Here is a 16,852-nt window from a genome sequence, read left to right as displayed (position 1 = left end):
ATTCCAAATTCGCGCTCCCTCGGCTGAGGCTGCAAACACCTCAAGTCTCTGGTGCCACCTGCACTTGCCAATATCCCCGGTCAGGCCCATGGGATGGGGATGCTTTCGCTGCTCTCCATTCTGATCGGCGCGGTCGCGCTGATTCTTGCCATTCCCGCCATCATCCCCGGCCTTGGCTGGGCCAACTGGGTGATTGTGCCGATGGCCCTGTTCGGGGCGCTGATCGGCCAGTTCGCGGCGGGCACCGGAGCGCGCAATTTCTGCCTCGCCGTGGCCGCCTTCGGCATGTTGCGCCTGTGGGCCGGCGGCGGAATTTTCTGAACGAGAGCGGCAATATGAGCAGCCAACCCACCGACATCGCGGATGCCGAACAGGCGGCCCAACGGCGCGCGGGTCTGCTCGCCGGCGTCGGCGCCTATGCGATCTGGGGCCTGATGCCGCTTTATTTCAAGCTGCTCGGCCATGTCTCTCCCTTCGAGATCGTGGCGCATCGGGTGATCTGGTCCGTCGCCTTCCTCGCCATCGTGCTGGCGGCGATGCGGCAATATCGCGCCTTCGTCGCGATCTTCAGCCAGCCGCGCATTCTCGCCGCGCTGGCGCTGAGCGCGGTGCTCATCGGCATCAACTGGCTGGTCTATATCTGGGCGGTGGATACCGACCATGTCGTGGCGGCGAGCCTTGGCTATTTCCTCAACCCGCTGGTCAATGTGCTGCTCGGCACGCTGGTGCTCAAGGAAGTGCTGCGCCGCCGGCAGGCTGTCGCCATCGGCATCGCGGCGGTGGGCGTGGCATTGCTCGCCATCGGCGAGTGGCAGACGCTCTGGATCAGCCTCGCGCTGGCGATCAGCTTTGCCTTCTACGGTCTTGTCCGCAAACTGACGCCGGTGCCCTCCACCTCCGGTCTGGCGGTCGAGACGCTCGTGCTATGCGCGCCGGCCCTCGCACTGGTCAGCTTTTATGCGGCGCAGGGCACGCTGGCGTTCGGCGACGATCGCTGGGTGACGATCGGCCTGATCGGCACCGGGGCGCTCACCTCCGTGCCGCTGATCCTGTTCGCTATTTCCGCGCGCGCCCTGCCGCTCGTGACGCTCGGGCTGATGCAGTATATCGCTCCCTCGCTGCAGTTCCTGTGCGGGGTATTCCTGTTCGGCGAGCCGATGTCCGCCGGGCGCTGGGGCAGCTTCCTGCTCATCTGGGTCGCCCTCGCGCTGTTCGTGTGGGACAGTCTGAGCGGCGCTCGCGCGCGGCGGCGCACGCTGGCATGAGCAGCGCCGCCGCTGCCGCGGCCCCCTCCGCACCCGCACGCCGCGACCGGCCCCTGTTCGCGATCATGCTGCGGCTGCTGGCGATGATGATGATCGGCGCGACCTACGCCATCGGCAAGCTGCTGATCGAGCGCGGCGCCAATCTGGCCGAAGTGGTGTTCTACCGGCAGTTATTCGCCTTCCCCGTCGCCGCGCTCTGGGCGGTCGCACTGATGGGCACGGCCCTGCTGCCCAAGGCACCGATGCGCACCCACATCACCCGCACCAGCCTCGGCATGATCGGCATGTTGCTCAACTTCGGCGCGGTCGCATTGCTGCCGCTGGCGGAAGCGACCTCCATCGGCTTTACCATGCCGATCTTCGCCACAATCCTTTCGGCGCTATTGCTGCGCGAACAGACCGGTATCCACCGCTGGAGCGCCGTGTTGCTCGGCTTTGTCGGCGTGGTCATCATGACCCATCCGGACTCCGCCAATTTCGCCTCTGCCGGCGTGTTCGTGGCGCTCGGTGGGGCGATGGTGACGGCGCTCGTTGCCATCGTATTGCGCGATCTCGGCAAGCGCGAATCGGCCCCGATCATCGTCTTCTGGTTCACCCTGCTCTCGCTGCCACCGCTTGGGCTGATGCTGATCTGGTACGGGCAAAGCCACGATCCCGTCGCATGGCTGCTGTTCGTCGGCCTTGGGCTGACCGGCGGGGCGGCGCAATTGTTTATGACCTCGGCCCTGCGCTACGGGCCGGTCTCCATCGTCATCCCCATGGATTACAGCCAGATGATCTGGGCCACGCTGGCCGGCTGGCTGCTCTGGTCCTACTGGCCGGAGCCTTCAACGTGGGTCGGGGCGGGCCTGATCGCGGCGAGCGGCCTCTACATCGCCTGGCGCGAGCATGTGCGCCGCCGCGCGCTCACCGTCAGCCCGGATGAGGACCGCGCCGGAAGATCAGGCTGAGATTATTGGCCGGCATCTCGACGACGCGCTTCAGCTCGAAGCCCTCGGACGCCGCTGCCGCCTCGACATCATGCACCCAGCGCAGGCCCCAGGCGGGGTCGCGCGCGCGCAGCGACTCATCGAAAGCGAGATTGCTTGGGGCCGTCTCCGCCTCGCGGCGGAAATAGGGGCCGTAAAGAAAGAGCGGCGCGCCTTCCGGCAACAGCATCGCCGCGCCGTGGAGCAGGCCGAGCGTCGCAGCCCAAGGCGAGATATGCACCATGTTGATGCACAGGATCGCGTCCGCCTCGCCGATCGGCCAGGCCTCGGGATCGGCAGCGTCGATCTGCAGCGGCGGAGCGAGATTGGGCAGCGCGACCTCATCCGCCCAGGCGGTGATCGAGGCGCGCGCGACAGGGTCAGGGTCGCTCGGCAGCCAGCGCAAGGCAGGGAAGCAGCGCGCGAAATGCACGGCATGTTCGCCCGAGCCGCTGGCGATCTCCAGCACGAGCCCGGTGGCCGGCAGGGTCTGCGCGAGCAATTGGGCGATGGCATCGCGGTTGCGCACCGTGGCGGGGGCATGACGCTTGCCGCCCCGTGCGGGGGCTTCACCGGTCAGCCAAGGCTTCGACCTGTCATCCATCGATCCATGCTCCCTGTTCAAGCTCACCCTCTATAACAGACCGGGCGACGAAAAGAGTCATCAAACCGACGTAAAATGGCTCAATCCCAGCGCATGACGGTCTTGCCGATCAGCGCTCCGGCCTCCAGCGCGGCGTGCGCCTCGCGCAGCGTGTCGACACTGGCGGTGAGCGTTCGGGTGCGGGTGGAAACCAGCGTGCCCGCATCGACCAGCGCCGCCACCTGCCGCAAAACCGCCTGCTGCTCGGCCATGCGAAAGCCGTTGATCGATTTGGCGAACATGAACTCCCAGTGGACCGAGAGCGCCTTCTGCTTGAACGGCAGGATGTCCAGCGCGGCGGGATCGTCGATGACCATGAGATGGCCAAAGGGGCGCAACAGCGCAGGGATGACCGGCAGATAGGCATCGGTATGCGTGGTGCTGAAGATGGCATGGAGATCATGCAGGCCCAGCGCCGCCAGTTCGGGCTGAACGTCGCGGCCGATGACATGGTCGGCGCCCATAAGCTGCGCGAAGGCGACCGTCTCCGGCCGGGACGCGGTGGCGATGACGGTGGCCGGGGTCAGCGCCTTGAGCAGTTGGATCGCCATCGAGCCGACACCCCCTGCCCCGCCGATGATCAGCACGCGGCTGTCCGCATCATAGACGATGCCGAGCTCCAGCATCGCCTCATAGGCGGTGAGCGCGGTCAGCGGCAGGGCGGCGGCATCGGCAAAATCGAGGCTCGCGGGCTTGTGCGCGACAAGGCGATGATCGACCGCTTGCAGACGGGCATAGCTGCCCGGTCGGTTGAGATCGCCGGCATAATAGACGGCATCACCAACCGCAAAGCCCTGCACCTGCGCGCCAACGGCCTCGACGATGCCGGCAGCATCCCAACCGAGCACGACCGGCGCATTCGCCGTGCCGCCGCGGCGCTGGCGGATCTTGGTATCGACCGGATTGAGCGCGAACGCCACGACCCGGACCAGCAGATCCTGTGGGCCGGGCACCGGATCGGGCAGGTCGCGCAGGGTGAGCGCGAAGTCCGTCAGCGGGTGGGCGGCGTCATAAGCAAAGGCCTTCATCGCGGGTCGACTCCTGGCTCCTGAATTGGGCATCTGGTTGGAAAGGGCGCCGTCAGTCCTTCAGGCGGACCCAGACCGGGGCGTGATCGCTGGCTTTCTCCCGCGCGCGATAAGCCTTGTCCACCTGCGCATCGACCAGCCGGTCGGCAGCAGTGGGCGAGAGCAGCAGATGGTCGATGCGGAAGCCTGCATCGCGTTGCCAGGCGCCGGCCTGATAATCCCAGAAGGTCCATATGCCGCCAAGCGGATGGCGAGTCGCGAGCGCATCGGTCCAGCCGTCGTTGAGCAGCGTCTTGTAGGCGGCGCGGCTCTCCGGCTGCATTAATGCGTCGCTGGCCATGGCGGGCGGCGACCAGACGTCGCGATCGAACGGGATGACATTATAATCGCCGGCGAGCACGGCGGGCACTTCCTCCGCCCAGATCTGCGCCGCACGGGCCCGCAGCCGCGCCATCCAGCGCAGCTTATACTCGAACTTGGGACCGGGAACGGGATTGCCATTGGGCAGATAGATGGAAGCGATGCGCACGCCGTTCACATCCGCCTCGATGTAGCGGCTGTGCTCGTCTTCCGGCTCGCCCTCCAGCCCGCGCGTCACTTCCTGCGGAGTAGCGCCCTTCGCCAGAATCGCGACGCCGTTAAAGCCCTTCTGGCCGTGCCAGATGGCGCCATAGCCGGCATCTTCGATATCCTTGATCGGGAAGCCTTCGTCCTGCGTCTTGATTTCCTGTAGGCAGGCGACGTCCGGCTGGGTTTCCGTCAGCCACTCGACCAGACGCGGCAGCCGCGCCTTGATGCCGTTGATATTGAAGGTCGCGATCCGCATGAACTAAAGCCCTTTTGCCGGCACCTGCCAGTGAGGGTCCGTCTTAGGGAGAAGCGGGGCGCTTCGACAAGCGCGTCCCGGCGCAAACGCTCAGAAAGTCAGACCGAGAAGCTGGTTCCGCAGCCGCAGCCGGCAGTGGCATTGGGATTTTCCACCTTGAAAGCCGCACCACCGAGATTGTCCACAAAATCAACCACGCAGCCGCGCACCAGATCGAGGCTCATGGAATCGACGACCAGCTTCACGCCATCCGTCTCGACCATCACATCATCCGCCTCGGGCGCATCGGCCAAGCCGAAGCGATACTGGAAGCCGGAGCACCCGCCGCCTTCCACCGCGAGGCGGAGAATGGCCGGCTTGCTCTGGCGCTCGGCGATCCAGGCGACCCGCGCGGCGGCGGTGGGAGAGAGGCTGATATCCATGGCTGCTAGATAGGGCGCACACGCCGCAACGGCAAGCGGCGGCCCGCAAGGGAGCCGCGCCGCGCTTGACGATGGAGAAAGAAACTCAGGACAGCCTGCTCACCCGAGCGGGCGAGCGGCGATCAACGATCGCGGTTGTCGGTGGGGCGGTTGGCTTCCGGGCCACCCATGGCGACCTGACGATCGCTGTGCTCCTTGGCCTCGGCCAGAGCCAGCTCGTAATTGGTGCCTTCGAGATAGGGCATCGGGTTCACGGCGCTGCCTGCGATGCGGACTTCATAGTGAAGGTGGCTGCCGGTGGAGCGACCTGTGGAGCCCATCAGGCCGATGAGCTGGCCGCGACGGACGCGCTCATTGGGCTGGGCGATCAGCTTGGACATGTGGCCGTAGCGGGTCTCGAGGCCGTTGCCATGGTTGATCTCGACGAGATTGCCATAGCCGTTCACCCACTGCGAGCGGCGCACGACGCCATCGGCCGTCGCATAGATCGGCGTGCCGATCGGGCCGGGAATGTCGATGCCCTGATGCATGCGAGCGCGGCCGTTGAACGGATCGCTGCGAGTACCGAAGGAAGAGGTGAGACGCACATCGTCGACCGGCTGGCGCGACGGGATGGAGGCCTTGCTGTCCGTGCTCTGCTCGGTGGACTGCTCCATCTGGACCATCGCCGAGAAGAGCGAGGCAAACTGGGCGTCGTGGCCGGCATCGGCCAGAGCAGGAGAGGCAACCATCAGACCGGCAATCGCCAGAACCTTCGCGGCAGCTTTGAGGACACCCTCTTTGGCGAAGGTCATAGCGCTCGAATCGATCATTTGGACCCCGTGATGGGCCGTGACCGACCCCTCAATGTTTTTGTGTTTCCGGCTCATGTGAACCGGCTGGGGCTTTTCGAGCGAAGAACGGGTTAAGGCGCAAGAGGCAGGTAGAAATCGCGCGTCAAACCGGCCTGACTCCGCGCTGAGTCGTTGAACGGCGGCTTAACGGCACCGCGAAAGTGGCGCCGAACCAACATTTGGTAGCTTTCCTGCGGGTTTGCGCCGGATCGATTCATCGACCACAGAAACCACTTCGTCCCTGCGCCGACATGACGAACTTCGTCGTCAACGATTCGGGTCAGCATTCGCGCGGTCCGCTCATCGTTGAAATGCCTGAAACGCACGATGGTTTCCGGCGTGATGTCCAGCGCCCGCGCTTCCAGCACCATCGGCACGATGGCGAGGCGGGCCGCGACGTCATGCGCGGTTTCGATCGCGGCCTCCCATAGACCATCATGGGCAGGCAGATCGCCATAGGCGCTGCCCAGTTCCTCCAGCCGGCGCGCCAGCAGCGCGAAATGCATTGCCTCGTCGGCACCCACACGCAGCCAGTCGTCGGCAAAGTCGGGCGGGAAGTCCGCGCCAAAGCGCGCGATGAGATCGAAGGCCAGGTCGATGGCGACGAATTCGATATGCGCCAGCGCGTGAATCATCGCGATGCGGGCGCGCTCCGAGCCACCCTTGCCGCGCTTGGGCATGCGGTTGGGCGGCAGAAGCTCAGGGCGCTCGGGCCGGCCGGGTCGGTCTGGCGGGGGCGTATCGAACCGGTGCGAGAGGCGCCCGAGGCGCCAGTCCCGCGCAGCCTTGCGCGCCGCCATCACCTTCTCGCGCGGATTGCTGCATTGCAGCACTGCAACGCAGGCCTCGCCCAAGGTAGCGAGTTCGGTCAGAGCCATTCCATCACCGCCTTCCCGATGTAGAGCATGCCAATCGCGGTGACGATCCACGCCGTATAGCGGCGGAAGTGGCCGTCACTGATCCGATCCAGCAATCGTCCGCCGAGCATCGTGCCGACCATGGACAGCGGCACCGCGATGGCGAACACCCACCAGGGAGGCATGGCGCTCCGCCCCGCAAGCAGCATCGGCGTTCCGAACACGCCGATCTTCGCGATATGGCTGAAAACCTGTCCCGCCGCCTTGGTCGAGACGATCTGGTGGCGGGTCAGCGGCGTGCGAACGAAGAACACGTCCATCATCGGGCCGGCAACGCCCGCCGTCAGGTTGAGGCCAGACACGGTGAACCCGGCGAGGAAGGCGTGGGAGGGCCGGGATGCATCGAGAGCGATCCAGCGGCGGGGCAGCCAGACGACCAGCGGCACCAGACCGAGCAGCAGGAACAGCAAGGGTCGCGAGGGCGAGAAGCCGACCAAGGCCACCACCGCACCCGCAGCAAAAACGCCGAGCGCATAAGTGCGCATGATCGGCCAGACGACATGTTCGCGATGCACCACCGCGCGCCAGCCATTGGCGACAAGCTGGAGGATGCCATGCGTAACGAACGCCGCCGACACCGGCAGCAGGAAGGCGAGGATGCCCATCAGCAGCAATCCCCCCGCCATGCCGAAGATGCCGGAAAGAAACGCGGTGGCGAAGGCCGCGATTATGATCAGGACGCCCGTCATCGTCGGCGCGGTTAGCCGCTTTTGGTCGGCCCGTCACCCGCCTGCTTGCCCATCACCAACGCGCCGCCGCATCAGTCTTGCCGGGCGAGAACGACGCGCCTAGGGCGAAACCGTGTGACGGATCAATGATCGCGACAGCACGGAGGGGCCAGGCATGATGAGCGCGCAGCAGATGAGGGACCAACGGCCATGAGCAGCGGGGGCACCTTTTCTCCGTTGCGCCACCGGACCTTCCTGCTGATCCTGCTCGGCAGCCTGTTCTCGCATTTCGGCAATGCCATCCAGTCCGTGGGCGCAGCCTGGCAACTCACCATCACCGGCCAGCCGGCTGACGTCATAGCCCTCGTCCAGAGCGCGACCAATCTGCCGATCATGCTGCTGGCCCTGCCGGCCGGCGCCTGGGCGGACATGTTCGACAAGCGGCTGGTGATGCTCGGCGCGCAGACGGGCATGGTCTCGCTCTCGATCCTGCTGGCCGCGCTCGCCTTTGTCGGGACGACACCTCCGGGGCTGCTCATCGGCCTCACCGCTCTGCTCGCCTGCGGCGTGGCCTGCTTCAATCCGGCGCTGGCCTCCTCCATCGGCAGCATCGTGCCGCGCAACGAACTGGCGGCGGGCGTCGCGCTCAACATCCTCGCCTTCAACATCGCCCGCAGCCTCGGCCCGGCCATCGGCGGCGGTATCGTCGCGCTGGGCGGCGCGAAGGCCGCCTTCGTCGTCAATGCCCTCTCCTATCTGATGGTCATCATCATCCTGCTGCGCTGGCGCACCCCGCCGCCGGCACCGGCCACAAGGCGCCCCCTGCTGACGGTGATCGGCGAGGGCTTCCGCTTCGCGCTCGGCTCCCCGGCGATCCGCACCGTGCTGGTCCGCGCGATCAGCTTCACGCTCGCCGGCAGCGCCGCCTGGGCGCTGATGCCGCTCGTTGCAACGCAGATGCTCGGCCAGGGATCGATGACCTTCGGCCTGCTGCTCGGCGCACTCGGCCTTGGGGCCGTGATCGGCGCGGCGAGCAGCACATGGTTCCGCCAGCGCTTCTCCAGCGAGGCGATCATCCGGGGCGCCGGCCTGCTTTATGGCGCGGTGTGCGTGTGCGTCGCGCTCGGCATCGGGCTGGTGCCCACGCTCGTACTGCTTGTGCTGGGCGGCGCCGGCTGGGTGCAGGCGCTCTCCGGCTTTGCCGTCGCCGGCCAGATGTGGTCGCCCGCCCCGCTTATCGGGCGCATTACCGCCATGGTGAGCAGCCTCACCTTCGGCGGGATCGCGCTGGGGAGCTGGCTGTGGGGCCATGTGGCGCAGGCCCATGGCGTTGCCAGCGCCCTGCTGTTCTCCGGTCTGACGATGCTGGTTCTGCCGTTCATCGGCCTGATCTGGCCGATGCCCCGGCACGAGGGCGCCAAGCCCGCCTGAGGCTCTGCGTTCTCGGAGCCTCCCCCGCCCTCCTGGCCCCACGCTCTTGCCGCCGCTGGCCCACGCGCCTAGGGAAGCAAGGGACCATGGCCGATCCCCGCATCATCGACATCGTGCTCGACGAGAAGACGATATTGTGGCGCAGCGCGGATGTGGAGCAGGAGCGACGGATCGCGATCTTCGACCTGCTGGAGGACAATCATTTCGCGCCGGTGCGCCAGCATGAGGACGGCTATGCCGGCCCTTACCGGGTGTTTCTGCGCGTGGCGGACGGGCGGCTGGTGATCGAACTGCGGCGCACGGACGACAGCGCGCTGGAAGCGATCATCCTGGGTCTCGCCAGCCTACGGCGCGCGATCCGGGACTATTTCGCGATTACGGAGAGCTATTATCAGGCGATCCGGCAAGCGACGCCGAGCCAGATCGAGACCGTCGACATGGCCCGACGCGCTGTCCACAACGATGCCGCCGAACTGCTGCGCGGGCGGCTGGAGGGGAAGATCAACGTGGATTTCGATACCGCGCGGCGGCTGTTCACGCTGATCTGCGTGCTGCATATCCGCGCATAACAGGACTGACGAAACGACATGAGCACCATAAAGGCCAAGCGCATGACCAGCGCTCCGGGCGCCCGGCGCCGGCGGATCAAGGTGACGCCGCTGCGCCTCTTCATGCTGCTGCTGGTGATCGGCGGCGGACTGGTGGCGGGCCTCTTCACGCTCGCCCGCAGCTGGACGCCCTCTGCCAAATATTTCCCCGTGCAAGGCATCACGCTGAGCGCGCAGAGCGGCACGATCAACTGGCGGATGGCCCGCGCGGCAGGTGCCGACTTCGTCTATCTGCGCGCCACTGATGGCGCGCGCGGGCGGGACAGCGCCTTTAATGATTATCTCGCCGGCGCGGTCGCCAACGACATGCGCCACGGCGCGATCCATCGCTATGATCTGTGCAGCAGCGCCTCGGCGCAGGCCACGCGGTTCATCGCCACCGTCCCGCGCGACCCACAGATGCTGCCGCCGGTGGTGGAAATGGGCTTCGACCTGCCCTGCACGGCGCGGCCCAACCGCGATACGCTGCTCGCCGAGCTGAACACCTTTCTCAACCAGATCGAAACCCACGCGGCCAAGCCCGCCGTGATCCGCACCAGCCGCGAATTCGAGGCAGCCTATGACGTGGCCGGTGGCATCAACCGCACCTTGTGGGTGGACGGCGACTTCTTCGTGCCCGATTACACCACGCGTCCCTGGACGATGTGGACCGCCTCCACCTGGAAGCGGATCAACGGCATCGAGGGGCCGATCGAATGGAATGCGGTGCGGCAATGAGCGAAGAAGCGACCCGACAAGGCCCGACGCCGCCAACCCCGGACGAGCGCGCGCTGATCGACGCCGCGCGCGGGGCCATGGCGCAGGCCCATGCGCCCTACAGCCGCTTTGCAGTCGGCGCTGCGCTGCGGCTGACCGACGGGACCATCCTCACCGGCGCCAATTTCGAGAATGCGAGCTATGGCCTGTCGCTCTGCGCCGAGACCGTGGCCATCGCTGCCGCCAATGCGCAGGGGCGGCTGCGGGACATCGCGGCCATCGCGGTGACGGGCGGTGCGATGGCGGGCGGAGATGGCGACATCATCACGCCCTGTGGCCGCTGCCGGCAGATCATCAAGGAAGCGCAGGATATGAGCGGACGCCCGCTCGCGATCCTGTGCGCCACGCCGGATGGCAGCGCCGTGCTGCGCCTTACGCTCGACGCGCTGCTGCCGCACGCCTTCGGCCCGGCCAATCTCGGCATCGGCCCGGGCTGATCCTCACCATATCATCGCCTCTGGCATTCGGCGCGGCGAGCGATTAGCAACGCCCCCATGGCCATACTCTCCGACAAATGGATTCGCCGTCAGGCGCAGGAAAACGGCATGATCGAGCCGTTCGTGGAAAGCCAGCGGCGCGAGGGCTGCATCAGCTATGGCCTCTCCTCTTACGGCTATGACGCGCGGGTGGCCGAGGATTTCAAGATCTTCACCAATGTCGATAGCGCCGTGGTGGACCCCAAGGACTTCGCCGCCAACAGCTTCGTCGACCGCAAGACGGACGTGTGCATCATCCCGCCCAACAGCTTCGCGCTGGCGCGGACCGTGGAATATTTCCGCATCCCGCGCGATGTGCTGGTGATCTGCCTCGGCAAATCCACTTATGCGCGCTGCGGGATCATCGTGAACGTGACGCCGCTGGAGCCGGGCTGGGAAGGCCATGTGACGCTGGAATTCTCCAACACCACGCCGCTACCTGCCAAAATCTACGCCAATGAAGGCGCCTGCCAGTTCCTGTTCCTGGAAGGCAATGAGCCGTGCGAGACGAGCTATGCCGACCGCGCCGGCAAATATATGGGCCAGCGGGGCGTGACTCTACCCAAGCTCTGATCGCGCCGGCATATCGCCGGAAAGCTTTTTCTAAGCACGATTGCGCTGGCCGGATCGCGCCCGCTCGTTTTATATGGAGAGGCACATGTTTGGCCTCTTCAAATCCAAGTCAAAGCCTGAACCTCTGACCCATGCGCCAGACCTGGGCGAGGGCCGCCGCGTCTACGCGATCGGCGACATTCATGGCCGGCTGGATCTGCTGCTCGAACTCATCGATCTGATCGCGGCCGACGACCATAGCCGTGGCCCGACCGGCAGCACGCAACTGGTGTTCCTGGGCGATTATGTCGATCGCGGGCAGGACAGCAGGGGCGTGATCGACTATGTGCTGCAACTTCGCGACTGGTGGCCAAACATCCTCTGCCTGCGCGGCAATCATGAGGAAGTGTTCGCCATGGCCGTAGAGGGCGATGAGAGCGCGCTGCGCTTCCTCACCCGCATCGGCGGCCGCGAGACGCTCCTCTCCTATGGCGCGAGCGAGACCGATCTCGATACGATGACGCTGGGGGAACTGCGCGACTGGCTGACGAGCGCCGTGCCGGATACGCATCGCGCCTTCCTCGCCGGCCTGACGGACAAGGCGATCATCGGCAACTACGCCTTCGTCCACGCCGGGGTCCGGCCCGAAGTGCCGCTGGACGAGCAGGACGAAAAGGACCTGCGCTGGATCCGCGAGGAATTCCTGTTCTATGACGACCCGCACGATTATTTCATCGTCCATGGCCACTCGATTACCGAGGCGGTCGAGCAGCGCGAAAACCGGATGGGAATCGACACCGGCGCGTACAAGTCCGGCGTGCTGACAGCGGCCGGACTTGAGGGCACGGAGCGGTGGTTCCTCTCGACCGGTAAATCGGGGGGCTAGGTCGGCTCCGTCAGGCACAACGCAGACATTGCGATGAGTGCAGCCGGACTGCCCTCGCTTCCCGTCACCTACGGCTCCCCACCGCTCCGTTCGTGTCGAGCGAAGTCGAGACACGGTTGGCACAGGCCTCGCGTGTCTGGACTTCAGCCAAAGGCTGAAGTTCATCCCGAGCGCTCGCCTGCGGGCAGTCGAAAGGCTCGACACGAACGGCGCGTCTGTTGTGAGGACATGATGCGATCGCACCGATGGTGCCATCGCCACGGGGTTGAGGCCGCGCGCAAGTGCTTTAAAGGCTTCCGCTCACGCACTACGAGCGCCTTGTCGGCCGCCGCGCCCGCCCGGCCGCGCGTGTCAGGAATTTGAATCACCATGAATTATCGCCATTCCTTCCATGCCGGCAACAGCGCCGATGTCGTGAAGCACAGCCTGCTGATCGCCCTTGTGCGCGCCTTGCAGCAGAAGCCCGGCGCCCTGACCCTGATCGACACCCATTCCGGCTGCGGGCTGTACGACCTTGGCGGCGAGCAGGCCCAACGCACCGGCGAGGCCATGAACGGCGTGCTGCGCGCCTTTGCCGATCCGAACCCCTTGCTGAGCGACTATCGCGCCGCCGTGCAGGCGGTGAACGTGGGAGCCGAGCCGCGCCTCTACCCCGGATCGCCGCAGATTCTGGCGCAGCTTCTGCGCCCGCAGGATTTACTGATCCTCAACGAAAAGCATCCCGAAGACGCCTATGCCCTGCGCGGTGTAATGCGCGGCACGTCCGCCGCCGTGCACGAGCGCGATGCCTATGAGCTTTGGCTGGCGATGGTGCCGCCCCGCACCGCGCGCGGCGTAGTTGTGGTCGACCCGCCCTATGAGCAAACGGACGAACGCGCCCGCATCACCGCCACCCTCGCCGCCGCTCACCGCAAATGGGCACATGGCGTGACGGTGATCTGGTACCCGCTCAAAGACCGCGCCACGCATCAGCGGTGGAGCGGGCAGCTCCGCAAGCTCCGCATTCCGAAATTCCTGCAGGTGGATCACTGGTTGTACGATGCCGACCAGCCGGGCATCTACAACGGCGCAGGGCTTTATATCGTCAACCCGCCCTACGCCTTCACGCAGGCGCTGCCGCCTCTGCTGGAAGCCCTGCGGGCCGTCTTGGCACCCGAGGGGCACAGGGGCGAGATTAAGGCCGATTGGTTGAGCGAGTAGGGCAACATTCGAGCCGGGGCGGCAGTGGGCTCGAAAGCCCCCGTTTGCCGGTGGGTCAGCGCATGGCCGGTCCTTCGATACGCTGCTTCGACAGGCTCAGCAGCTACTCAGGACGAACGGAGGAAATGAGGCTACGGTGTCGTGCCCGGACCGGCCGCTTTTAGAGCATAGGCAGTTTGCCGCCGTTCGGAAGACCGTGCTGGGTTTAGGAAGCAATCTTAGCCCCTCCTCTTCAGATGAGGGGTTGGGGTGGTGCAGCAACGCCTCGGTCACTAACTTCCATGCCGCCCCCGGCCCCTCCTGCGAGCCGTAGGCCAGCAAAGCTCCATAGGAGAGAACGATCGTCCGGATGCCGTTTTCGGTCGCAGATGACGCGGCGGCTACTCCATCCGAGACTGCATCTATCTGGGGGGTGCGCCAAGTCCAATCGAGGCGCTTGTCTGCCCTGGGCTCCTGCCTTCGCAGGAGCACGGGGTGGTTTTTGGTGGTCGGCCGTGTCCGGTATAAGGCCTATAGGCCGCCCGCATGCGGTTGGGTTCCTGCACCCCCTATCCCGCGTCTTCCAGCGCCGGCGAGGCCCGCGTAGCAAAAGCCGACGGATCGCTCCGCCGGCCTTTCCCCTAAATCCCGTTCGCAGCGTGACGTCAGGCGACCTGCGCCGTCTCCAGCTCGTCGATGATCTCGTCGGGATCGCGCAGCACATAACCGCGGCCCCAGACGGTCTCGATGTAATTGTCGCCGCTGCACGCGAGGCTCAGCTTCTTGCGCAGCTTGCAAATGAACACGTCGATGATCTTGAGTTCCGGCTCATCCATGCCGCCATAGAGATGGTTGAGGAACATCTCCTTGGTGAGCGTGGTGCCCTTGCGGAGCGAGAGCAGCTCCAGCATCGCATATTCCTTGCCGGTGAGGTGGACGCGATTGCCATCCACTTCCACGGTCTTGGCATCGAGATTGACCGACAGCTTGCCGGTGCGGATGACGCTTTGCGAATGGCCCTTGGAGCGGCGGACGACGGCATGAATGCGCGCGACCAGCTCTTCCTTGTGGAACGGCTTGGTGACGTAATCGTCTGCACCGAAGCCGAAGGAGCGGACCTTGCTGTCCATCTCCGCAATGCCGGAGAGAATAAGGACCGGGGTCTGCACGCGCGATGCGCGGAGCTTCTTGAGCACGTCATAGCCGTGCATGTCCGGCAGGTTCAGGTCCAGGCAGATGATATCGTAATCGTAGAGCTTACCGAGATCGAGGCCTTCTTCGCCCAGATCGGTCGTGTAGACGTTGAACCCCTCGGTGGTCAGCATCAGCTCGATAGCTTTGGCAGTCGTCGGTTCGTCTTCGATCAGCAACACGCGCATACACCAGCCCCTTTGCTCAGTTGGCCGGAGAGCTGCTCGTCACTCAATCCAACCACCAGTAACTATTAACCATATGAAGAGTGAACGCAAAAGGTTAATTTTACGTAAACTGGCCTGAAAGCACGAGTCGCGGGCCGTTTGCGTGCTTAATGGGGTGAGAATCAATGCGGCCCCCTCCGCCGCTGGCAAGTAAATGGAGCCCGTCCATCCCGGCGTCTTCCCCCTGCGGGCGATAGCGCCTAGGGAGGCACCATGTCCTTCACCCATGATCCCCGGAATAGCCGCAGAGGGTCGCCCGCGGGCGATCTGTCCCCCCTTACCGACCGGGTGATCTTCATGGATGGCGAGGCCATCGTGCTGGACAAGCCGGCGGGCCTGCCCGTCGACCGCCCGCGCGACGGTGCCTTGAGCCTGGAAAATCATCTCGACAGCCTGACCTTCGGCTTTCAGCGCTGGCCGGTGGCGGTGCATCGGCTGGACCGGGACACCAGCGGCTGCCTGCTGCTCGCCCGCAACCCCAAAGCCGCCAAGCGCTTCACCCAGGCCTTCGAAGCGCGGGAGGTGGAGAAGGTCTATCTTGCCGTGCTGGACGGCGTGCCGATGGCGCGCGAAGGCGTGATCGACCTGCCGCTGGGCAAGACCAGCACGCGCGAGGATGGCTGGCGGATGCAGCCGGACCCGAAGGGCAAGCCGGCCGTGACGCGCTGGCGCCTGCTGGAGGCGCGCGATGGCCGCGCCCTCGTGCAGTTCCGCCCCGAAACCGGGCGCACGCACCAGCTGCGCGCCCATGCCCTGCACGGCCTTGGCCTCGGCATATTGGGCGACCGTTATTACCCCTCTGCACCACCCGGCGCGCCATGGGATGGCCGGATGCTGCTGCACGCGGTCAGCCTCAAGCTGCCCCGCCCAGGCAAGCCGCCCGTCGAGGCCGAAGCCCCACTGCCGGCGCCTTTTGCAGCGGCGGGCTTCGCCGATGCCCAGGCGCTTAACCGGGATGCGCCCTCACCGGCCGAGGGCTAACGGGGCTGGTCAGACCTGCGCCTTGAACGGCGTGAAGTCAGTCTGCTCATCATAGACGTCCAGCCCTTCGCGCCGCTTGAAGAAATTGACGGCGAGGTAGGTGACCGGCGTCAGCACCGCTTCCCAGCCTACTTTCAGCGCCCAATTGGTGACCATCACGGTCAGCACCTGATCGGTGGACCATAGGCCATAAAAGGCCAGCGGATAGAAGAGCAGGCTGTCGACGCCCTGCCCGACGATGGTCGAGCCGATAGTGCGGGTCCACAGATGCTTGCCTTTGGTCAGCAGCTTCATCTTGGCGAGCACGAAGCTGTTGGTCAGCTCACCGGCCCAAAAGGCGAAGATCGAGGCGAAGACAATCCGCGGCACCTGGCCGAAGACCGACTCATAGGCTGCCTGCCCGTCCCAGCCGTCCGCCGGGGGCAGCGAGACGACCACCCAGCTCATCAGGGCCATGAACAGCATCGCGGCGAAGCCGGCCCAGATGCAGCGGCGGGCGCGGGCATAACCATAGACTTCGGTCAGCACGTCGCCCAGCACATAGCCCAAAGGAAAGAACAGGATGCCGGCACCGAAGGTGAAGCCCCACAGGCTCGCCAGCTTGGCGGCGCCGATGACGTTGGAGAGCAACAGCACCGCGACGAAGGCCGCCATCACGAAATCATAATATTGCAGCCGGTGGCCCGCGAGCGCGCTGGCATCGACATGAGCGATCGAATGGGGAGCGATCGAGGGCGGAGTCGCGGCGGACGCGGCGTCGGAGGGAGCAGCCATGGCGCGGGACTATGCCGCGCGATATCGCGCCCTGCAATCGATCTTGCAGCCTCCTGCTCCCGCCCAAAACCGCGCGCGGCATCGCTTTGCCATTGCCAGACGCCCGGCGATGCGGTTAGCGGATCGTTCCGTGGCCCCGTAGCTCAGCCGGATAGAGCATTCGCCTTCTAAGCGAATGGTCGCAGGTTCGAATCCTGCCGGGGTCGCCACTTCTTCCATTT

20 protein-coding genes and 1 tRNA gene are annotated in these 16,852 nt (G+C 65.5%); 12 read left to right on the top strand and 9 right to left on the bottom strand.

The features are described from left to right. Positions 1–93: 93 nt before the first annotated feature. From M2335_RS04445 to M2335_RS04435, 3 genes are read left to right on the top strand one after another with little or no spacing between them, the layout of a single operon-like run. The gene (locus tag M2335_RS04445) at positions 94–321 is read left to right on the top strand and encodes a hypothetical protein (RefSeq protein ID WP_413715145.1); all 228 of its coding nucleotides are present in this window, start codon (positions 94–96) and stop codon (positions 319–321) included. Positions 322–335: 14 nt separating this feature from the next. Continuing rightward, positions 336–1,265, top strand: coding sequence for an EamA family transporter RarD (rarD, locus tag M2335_RS04440; RefSeq protein ID WP_264593907.1), 930 nt, complete (start codon positions 336–338; stop codon positions 1,263–1,265). Beyond that, positions 1,262–2,215 (top strand): DMT family transporter, encoded by a 954-nt coding sequence (locus M2335_RS04435; RefSeq protein ID WP_264593906.1) that lies wholly within the window; start codon positions 1,262–1,264, stop codon positions 2,213–2,215. The genes rarD and M2335_RS04435 overlap by 4 nt, the downstream gene beginning before the upstream one ends. Here M2335_RS04435 and M2335_RS04430 read toward each other — a convergent pair. The 7 genes from M2335_RS04430 to M2335_RS04400 form a co-directional block, all read right to left on the bottom strand. Then, positions 2,178–2,837 (bottom strand): class I SAM-dependent methyltransferase, encoded by a 660-nt coding sequence (locus M2335_RS04430; protein WP_264577419.1) that lies wholly within the window; start codon positions 2,835–2,837, stop codon positions 2,178–2,180. The two genes, M2335_RS04435 and M2335_RS04430, sit on opposite strands and share 38 nt — an antisense overlap. Before the next feature lie 80 nt (positions 2,838–2,917). Next, entirely contained in the window at positions 2,918–3,904 is a 987-nt protein-coding gene (locus M2335_RS04425) for a zinc-binding alcohol dehydrogenase family protein (RefSeq protein WP_264593905.1), read from the bottom strand. A 52-nt stretch (positions 3,905–3,956) separates the two neighbouring features. Then, positions 3,957–4,730 (bottom strand): exodeoxyribonuclease III, encoded by a 774-nt coding sequence (gene xth / locus M2335_RS04420; protein ID WP_264593904.1) that lies wholly within the window; start codon positions 4,728–4,730, stop codon positions 3,957–3,959. A gap of 98 nt (positions 4,731–4,828) precedes the next feature. Then, positions 4,829–5,152: an iron-sulfur cluster insertion protein ErpA gene (erpA, locus tag M2335_RS04415; RefSeq protein ID WP_181560559.1), complete on the bottom strand. Its 324-nt coding sequence runs from the start codon at positions 5,150–5,152 to the stop codon at positions 4,829–4,831. Between the two features lie 122 nt (positions 5,153–5,274). Then, positions 5,275–5,964: a M23 family metallopeptidase gene (locus tag M2335_RS04410; protein ID WP_181560560.1), complete on the bottom strand. Its 690-nt coding sequence runs from the start codon at positions 5,962–5,964 to the stop codon at positions 5,275–5,277. Positions 5,965–6,056: 92 nt separating this feature from the next. Further along, entirely contained in the window at positions 6,057–6,863 is an 807-nt protein-coding gene (locus M2335_RS04405) for a ferritin-like domain-containing protein (RefSeq protein WP_264593903.1), read from the bottom strand. Further along, positions 6,854–7,591 (bottom strand): sulfite exporter TauE/SafE family protein, encoded by a 738-nt coding sequence (locus tag M2335_RS04400; protein WP_264593902.1) that lies wholly within the window; start codon positions 7,589–7,591, stop codon positions 6,854–6,856. Before M2335_RS04400 ends, M2335_RS04405 begins: the two co-directional genes overlap by 10 nt. A 189-nt stretch (positions 7,592–7,780) precedes the next feature. On the opposite strand from M2335_RS04400, the gene M2335_RS04395 reads away from it, so the two are divergent. From M2335_RS04395 to M2335_RS04365, 7 genes are all read left to right on the top strand, one after another. After that, the gene (locus M2335_RS04395; RefSeq protein WP_264593901.1) at positions 7,781–9,001 is read left to right on the top strand and encodes an MFS transporter; all 1,221 of its coding nucleotides are present in this window, start codon (positions 7,781–7,783) and stop codon (positions 8,999–9,001) included. An 86-nt stretch (positions 9,002–9,087) separates the two neighbouring features. Beyond that, complete coding sequence (locus M2335_RS04390) at positions 9,088–9,570, top strand: UPF0262 family protein (RefSeq protein ID WP_264593900.1); 483 nt, start codon at positions 9,088–9,090, stop codon at positions 9,568–9,570. A gap of 18 nt (positions 9,571–9,588) precedes the next feature. Further along, positions 9,589–10,326 (top strand): glycoside hydrolase family 25 protein, encoded by a 738-nt coding sequence (locus M2335_RS04385; protein WP_264593899.1) that lies wholly within the window; start codon positions 9,589–9,591, stop codon positions 10,324–10,326. Further along, a complete protein-coding gene (locus M2335_RS04380) occupies positions 10,323–10,802 on the top strand; it encodes a cytidine deaminase (protein ID WP_264593898.1) in 480 nt (159 codons plus the stop codon). The genes M2335_RS04385 and M2335_RS04380 overlap by 4 nt, the downstream gene beginning before the upstream one ends. A gap of 57 nt (positions 10,803–10,859) precedes the next feature. Then, positions 10,860–11,414, top strand: a complete 555-nt coding sequence (gene dcd / locus M2335_RS04375) for a dCTP deaminase (protein ID WP_181560566.1) — start codon at positions 10,860–10,862, stop codon at positions 11,412–11,414. Positions 11,415–11,499: 85 nt separating this feature from the next. Beyond that, positions 11,500–12,279: a metallophosphoesterase family protein gene (locus tag M2335_RS04370; protein ID WP_264593897.1), complete on the top strand. Its 780-nt coding sequence runs from the start codon at positions 11,500–11,502 to the stop codon at positions 12,277–12,279. A 369-nt stretch (positions 12,280–12,648) separates the two neighbouring features. Next, a complete protein-coding gene (locus tag M2335_RS04365) occupies positions 12,649–13,479 on the top strand; it encodes a 23S rRNA (adenine(2030)-N(6))-methyltransferase RlmJ (protein WP_264593896.1) in 831 nt (276 codons plus the stop codon). Between the two features lie 644 nt (positions 13,480–14,123). Here the strand turns inward: M2335_RS04365 and ctrA are convergent. Beyond that, positions 14,124–14,837, bottom strand: a complete 714-nt coding sequence (gene ctrA / locus M2335_RS04360; protein ID WP_181560569.1) for a response regulator transcription factor CtrA — start codon at positions 14,835–14,837, stop codon at positions 14,124–14,126. A 336-nt stretch (positions 14,838–15,173) separates the two neighbouring features. Between ctrA and M2335_RS04355 the strand changes: the two genes are divergently transcribed. Further along, the gene (locus M2335_RS04355) at positions 15,174–15,857 is read left to right on the top strand and encodes an RluA family pseudouridine synthase (protein WP_264595357.1); all 684 of its coding nucleotides are present in this window, start codon (positions 15,174–15,176) and stop codon (positions 15,855–15,857) included. A gap of 9 nt (positions 15,858–15,866) precedes the next feature. Here M2335_RS04355 and M2335_RS04350 read toward each other — a convergent pair whose 3' ends face one another. Then, positions 15,867–16,631, bottom strand: coding sequence for a queuosine precursor transporter (locus M2335_RS04350; protein WP_413714709.1), 765 nt, complete (start codon positions 16,629–16,631; stop codon positions 15,867–15,869). A gap of 132 nt (positions 16,632–16,763) precedes the next feature. Here M2335_RS04350 and M2335_RS04345 point away from each other — a divergent pair. After that, positions 16,764–16,840, top strand: a tRNA-Arg gene (locus M2335_RS04345). Positions 16,841–16,852: the final 12 nt, after the last annotated feature.

Origin of the sequence: Sphingobium sp. B12D2B (assembly GCF_025961775.1) — a bacterium.
GTDB lineage: Bacteria > Pseudomonadota > Alphaproteobacteria > Sphingomonadales > Sphingomonadaceae > Sphingobium.
The sequence above is the reverse complement of the archived record's forward strand: the minus strand, read 5'-3'. Positions and strand labels throughout refer to the sequence as shown.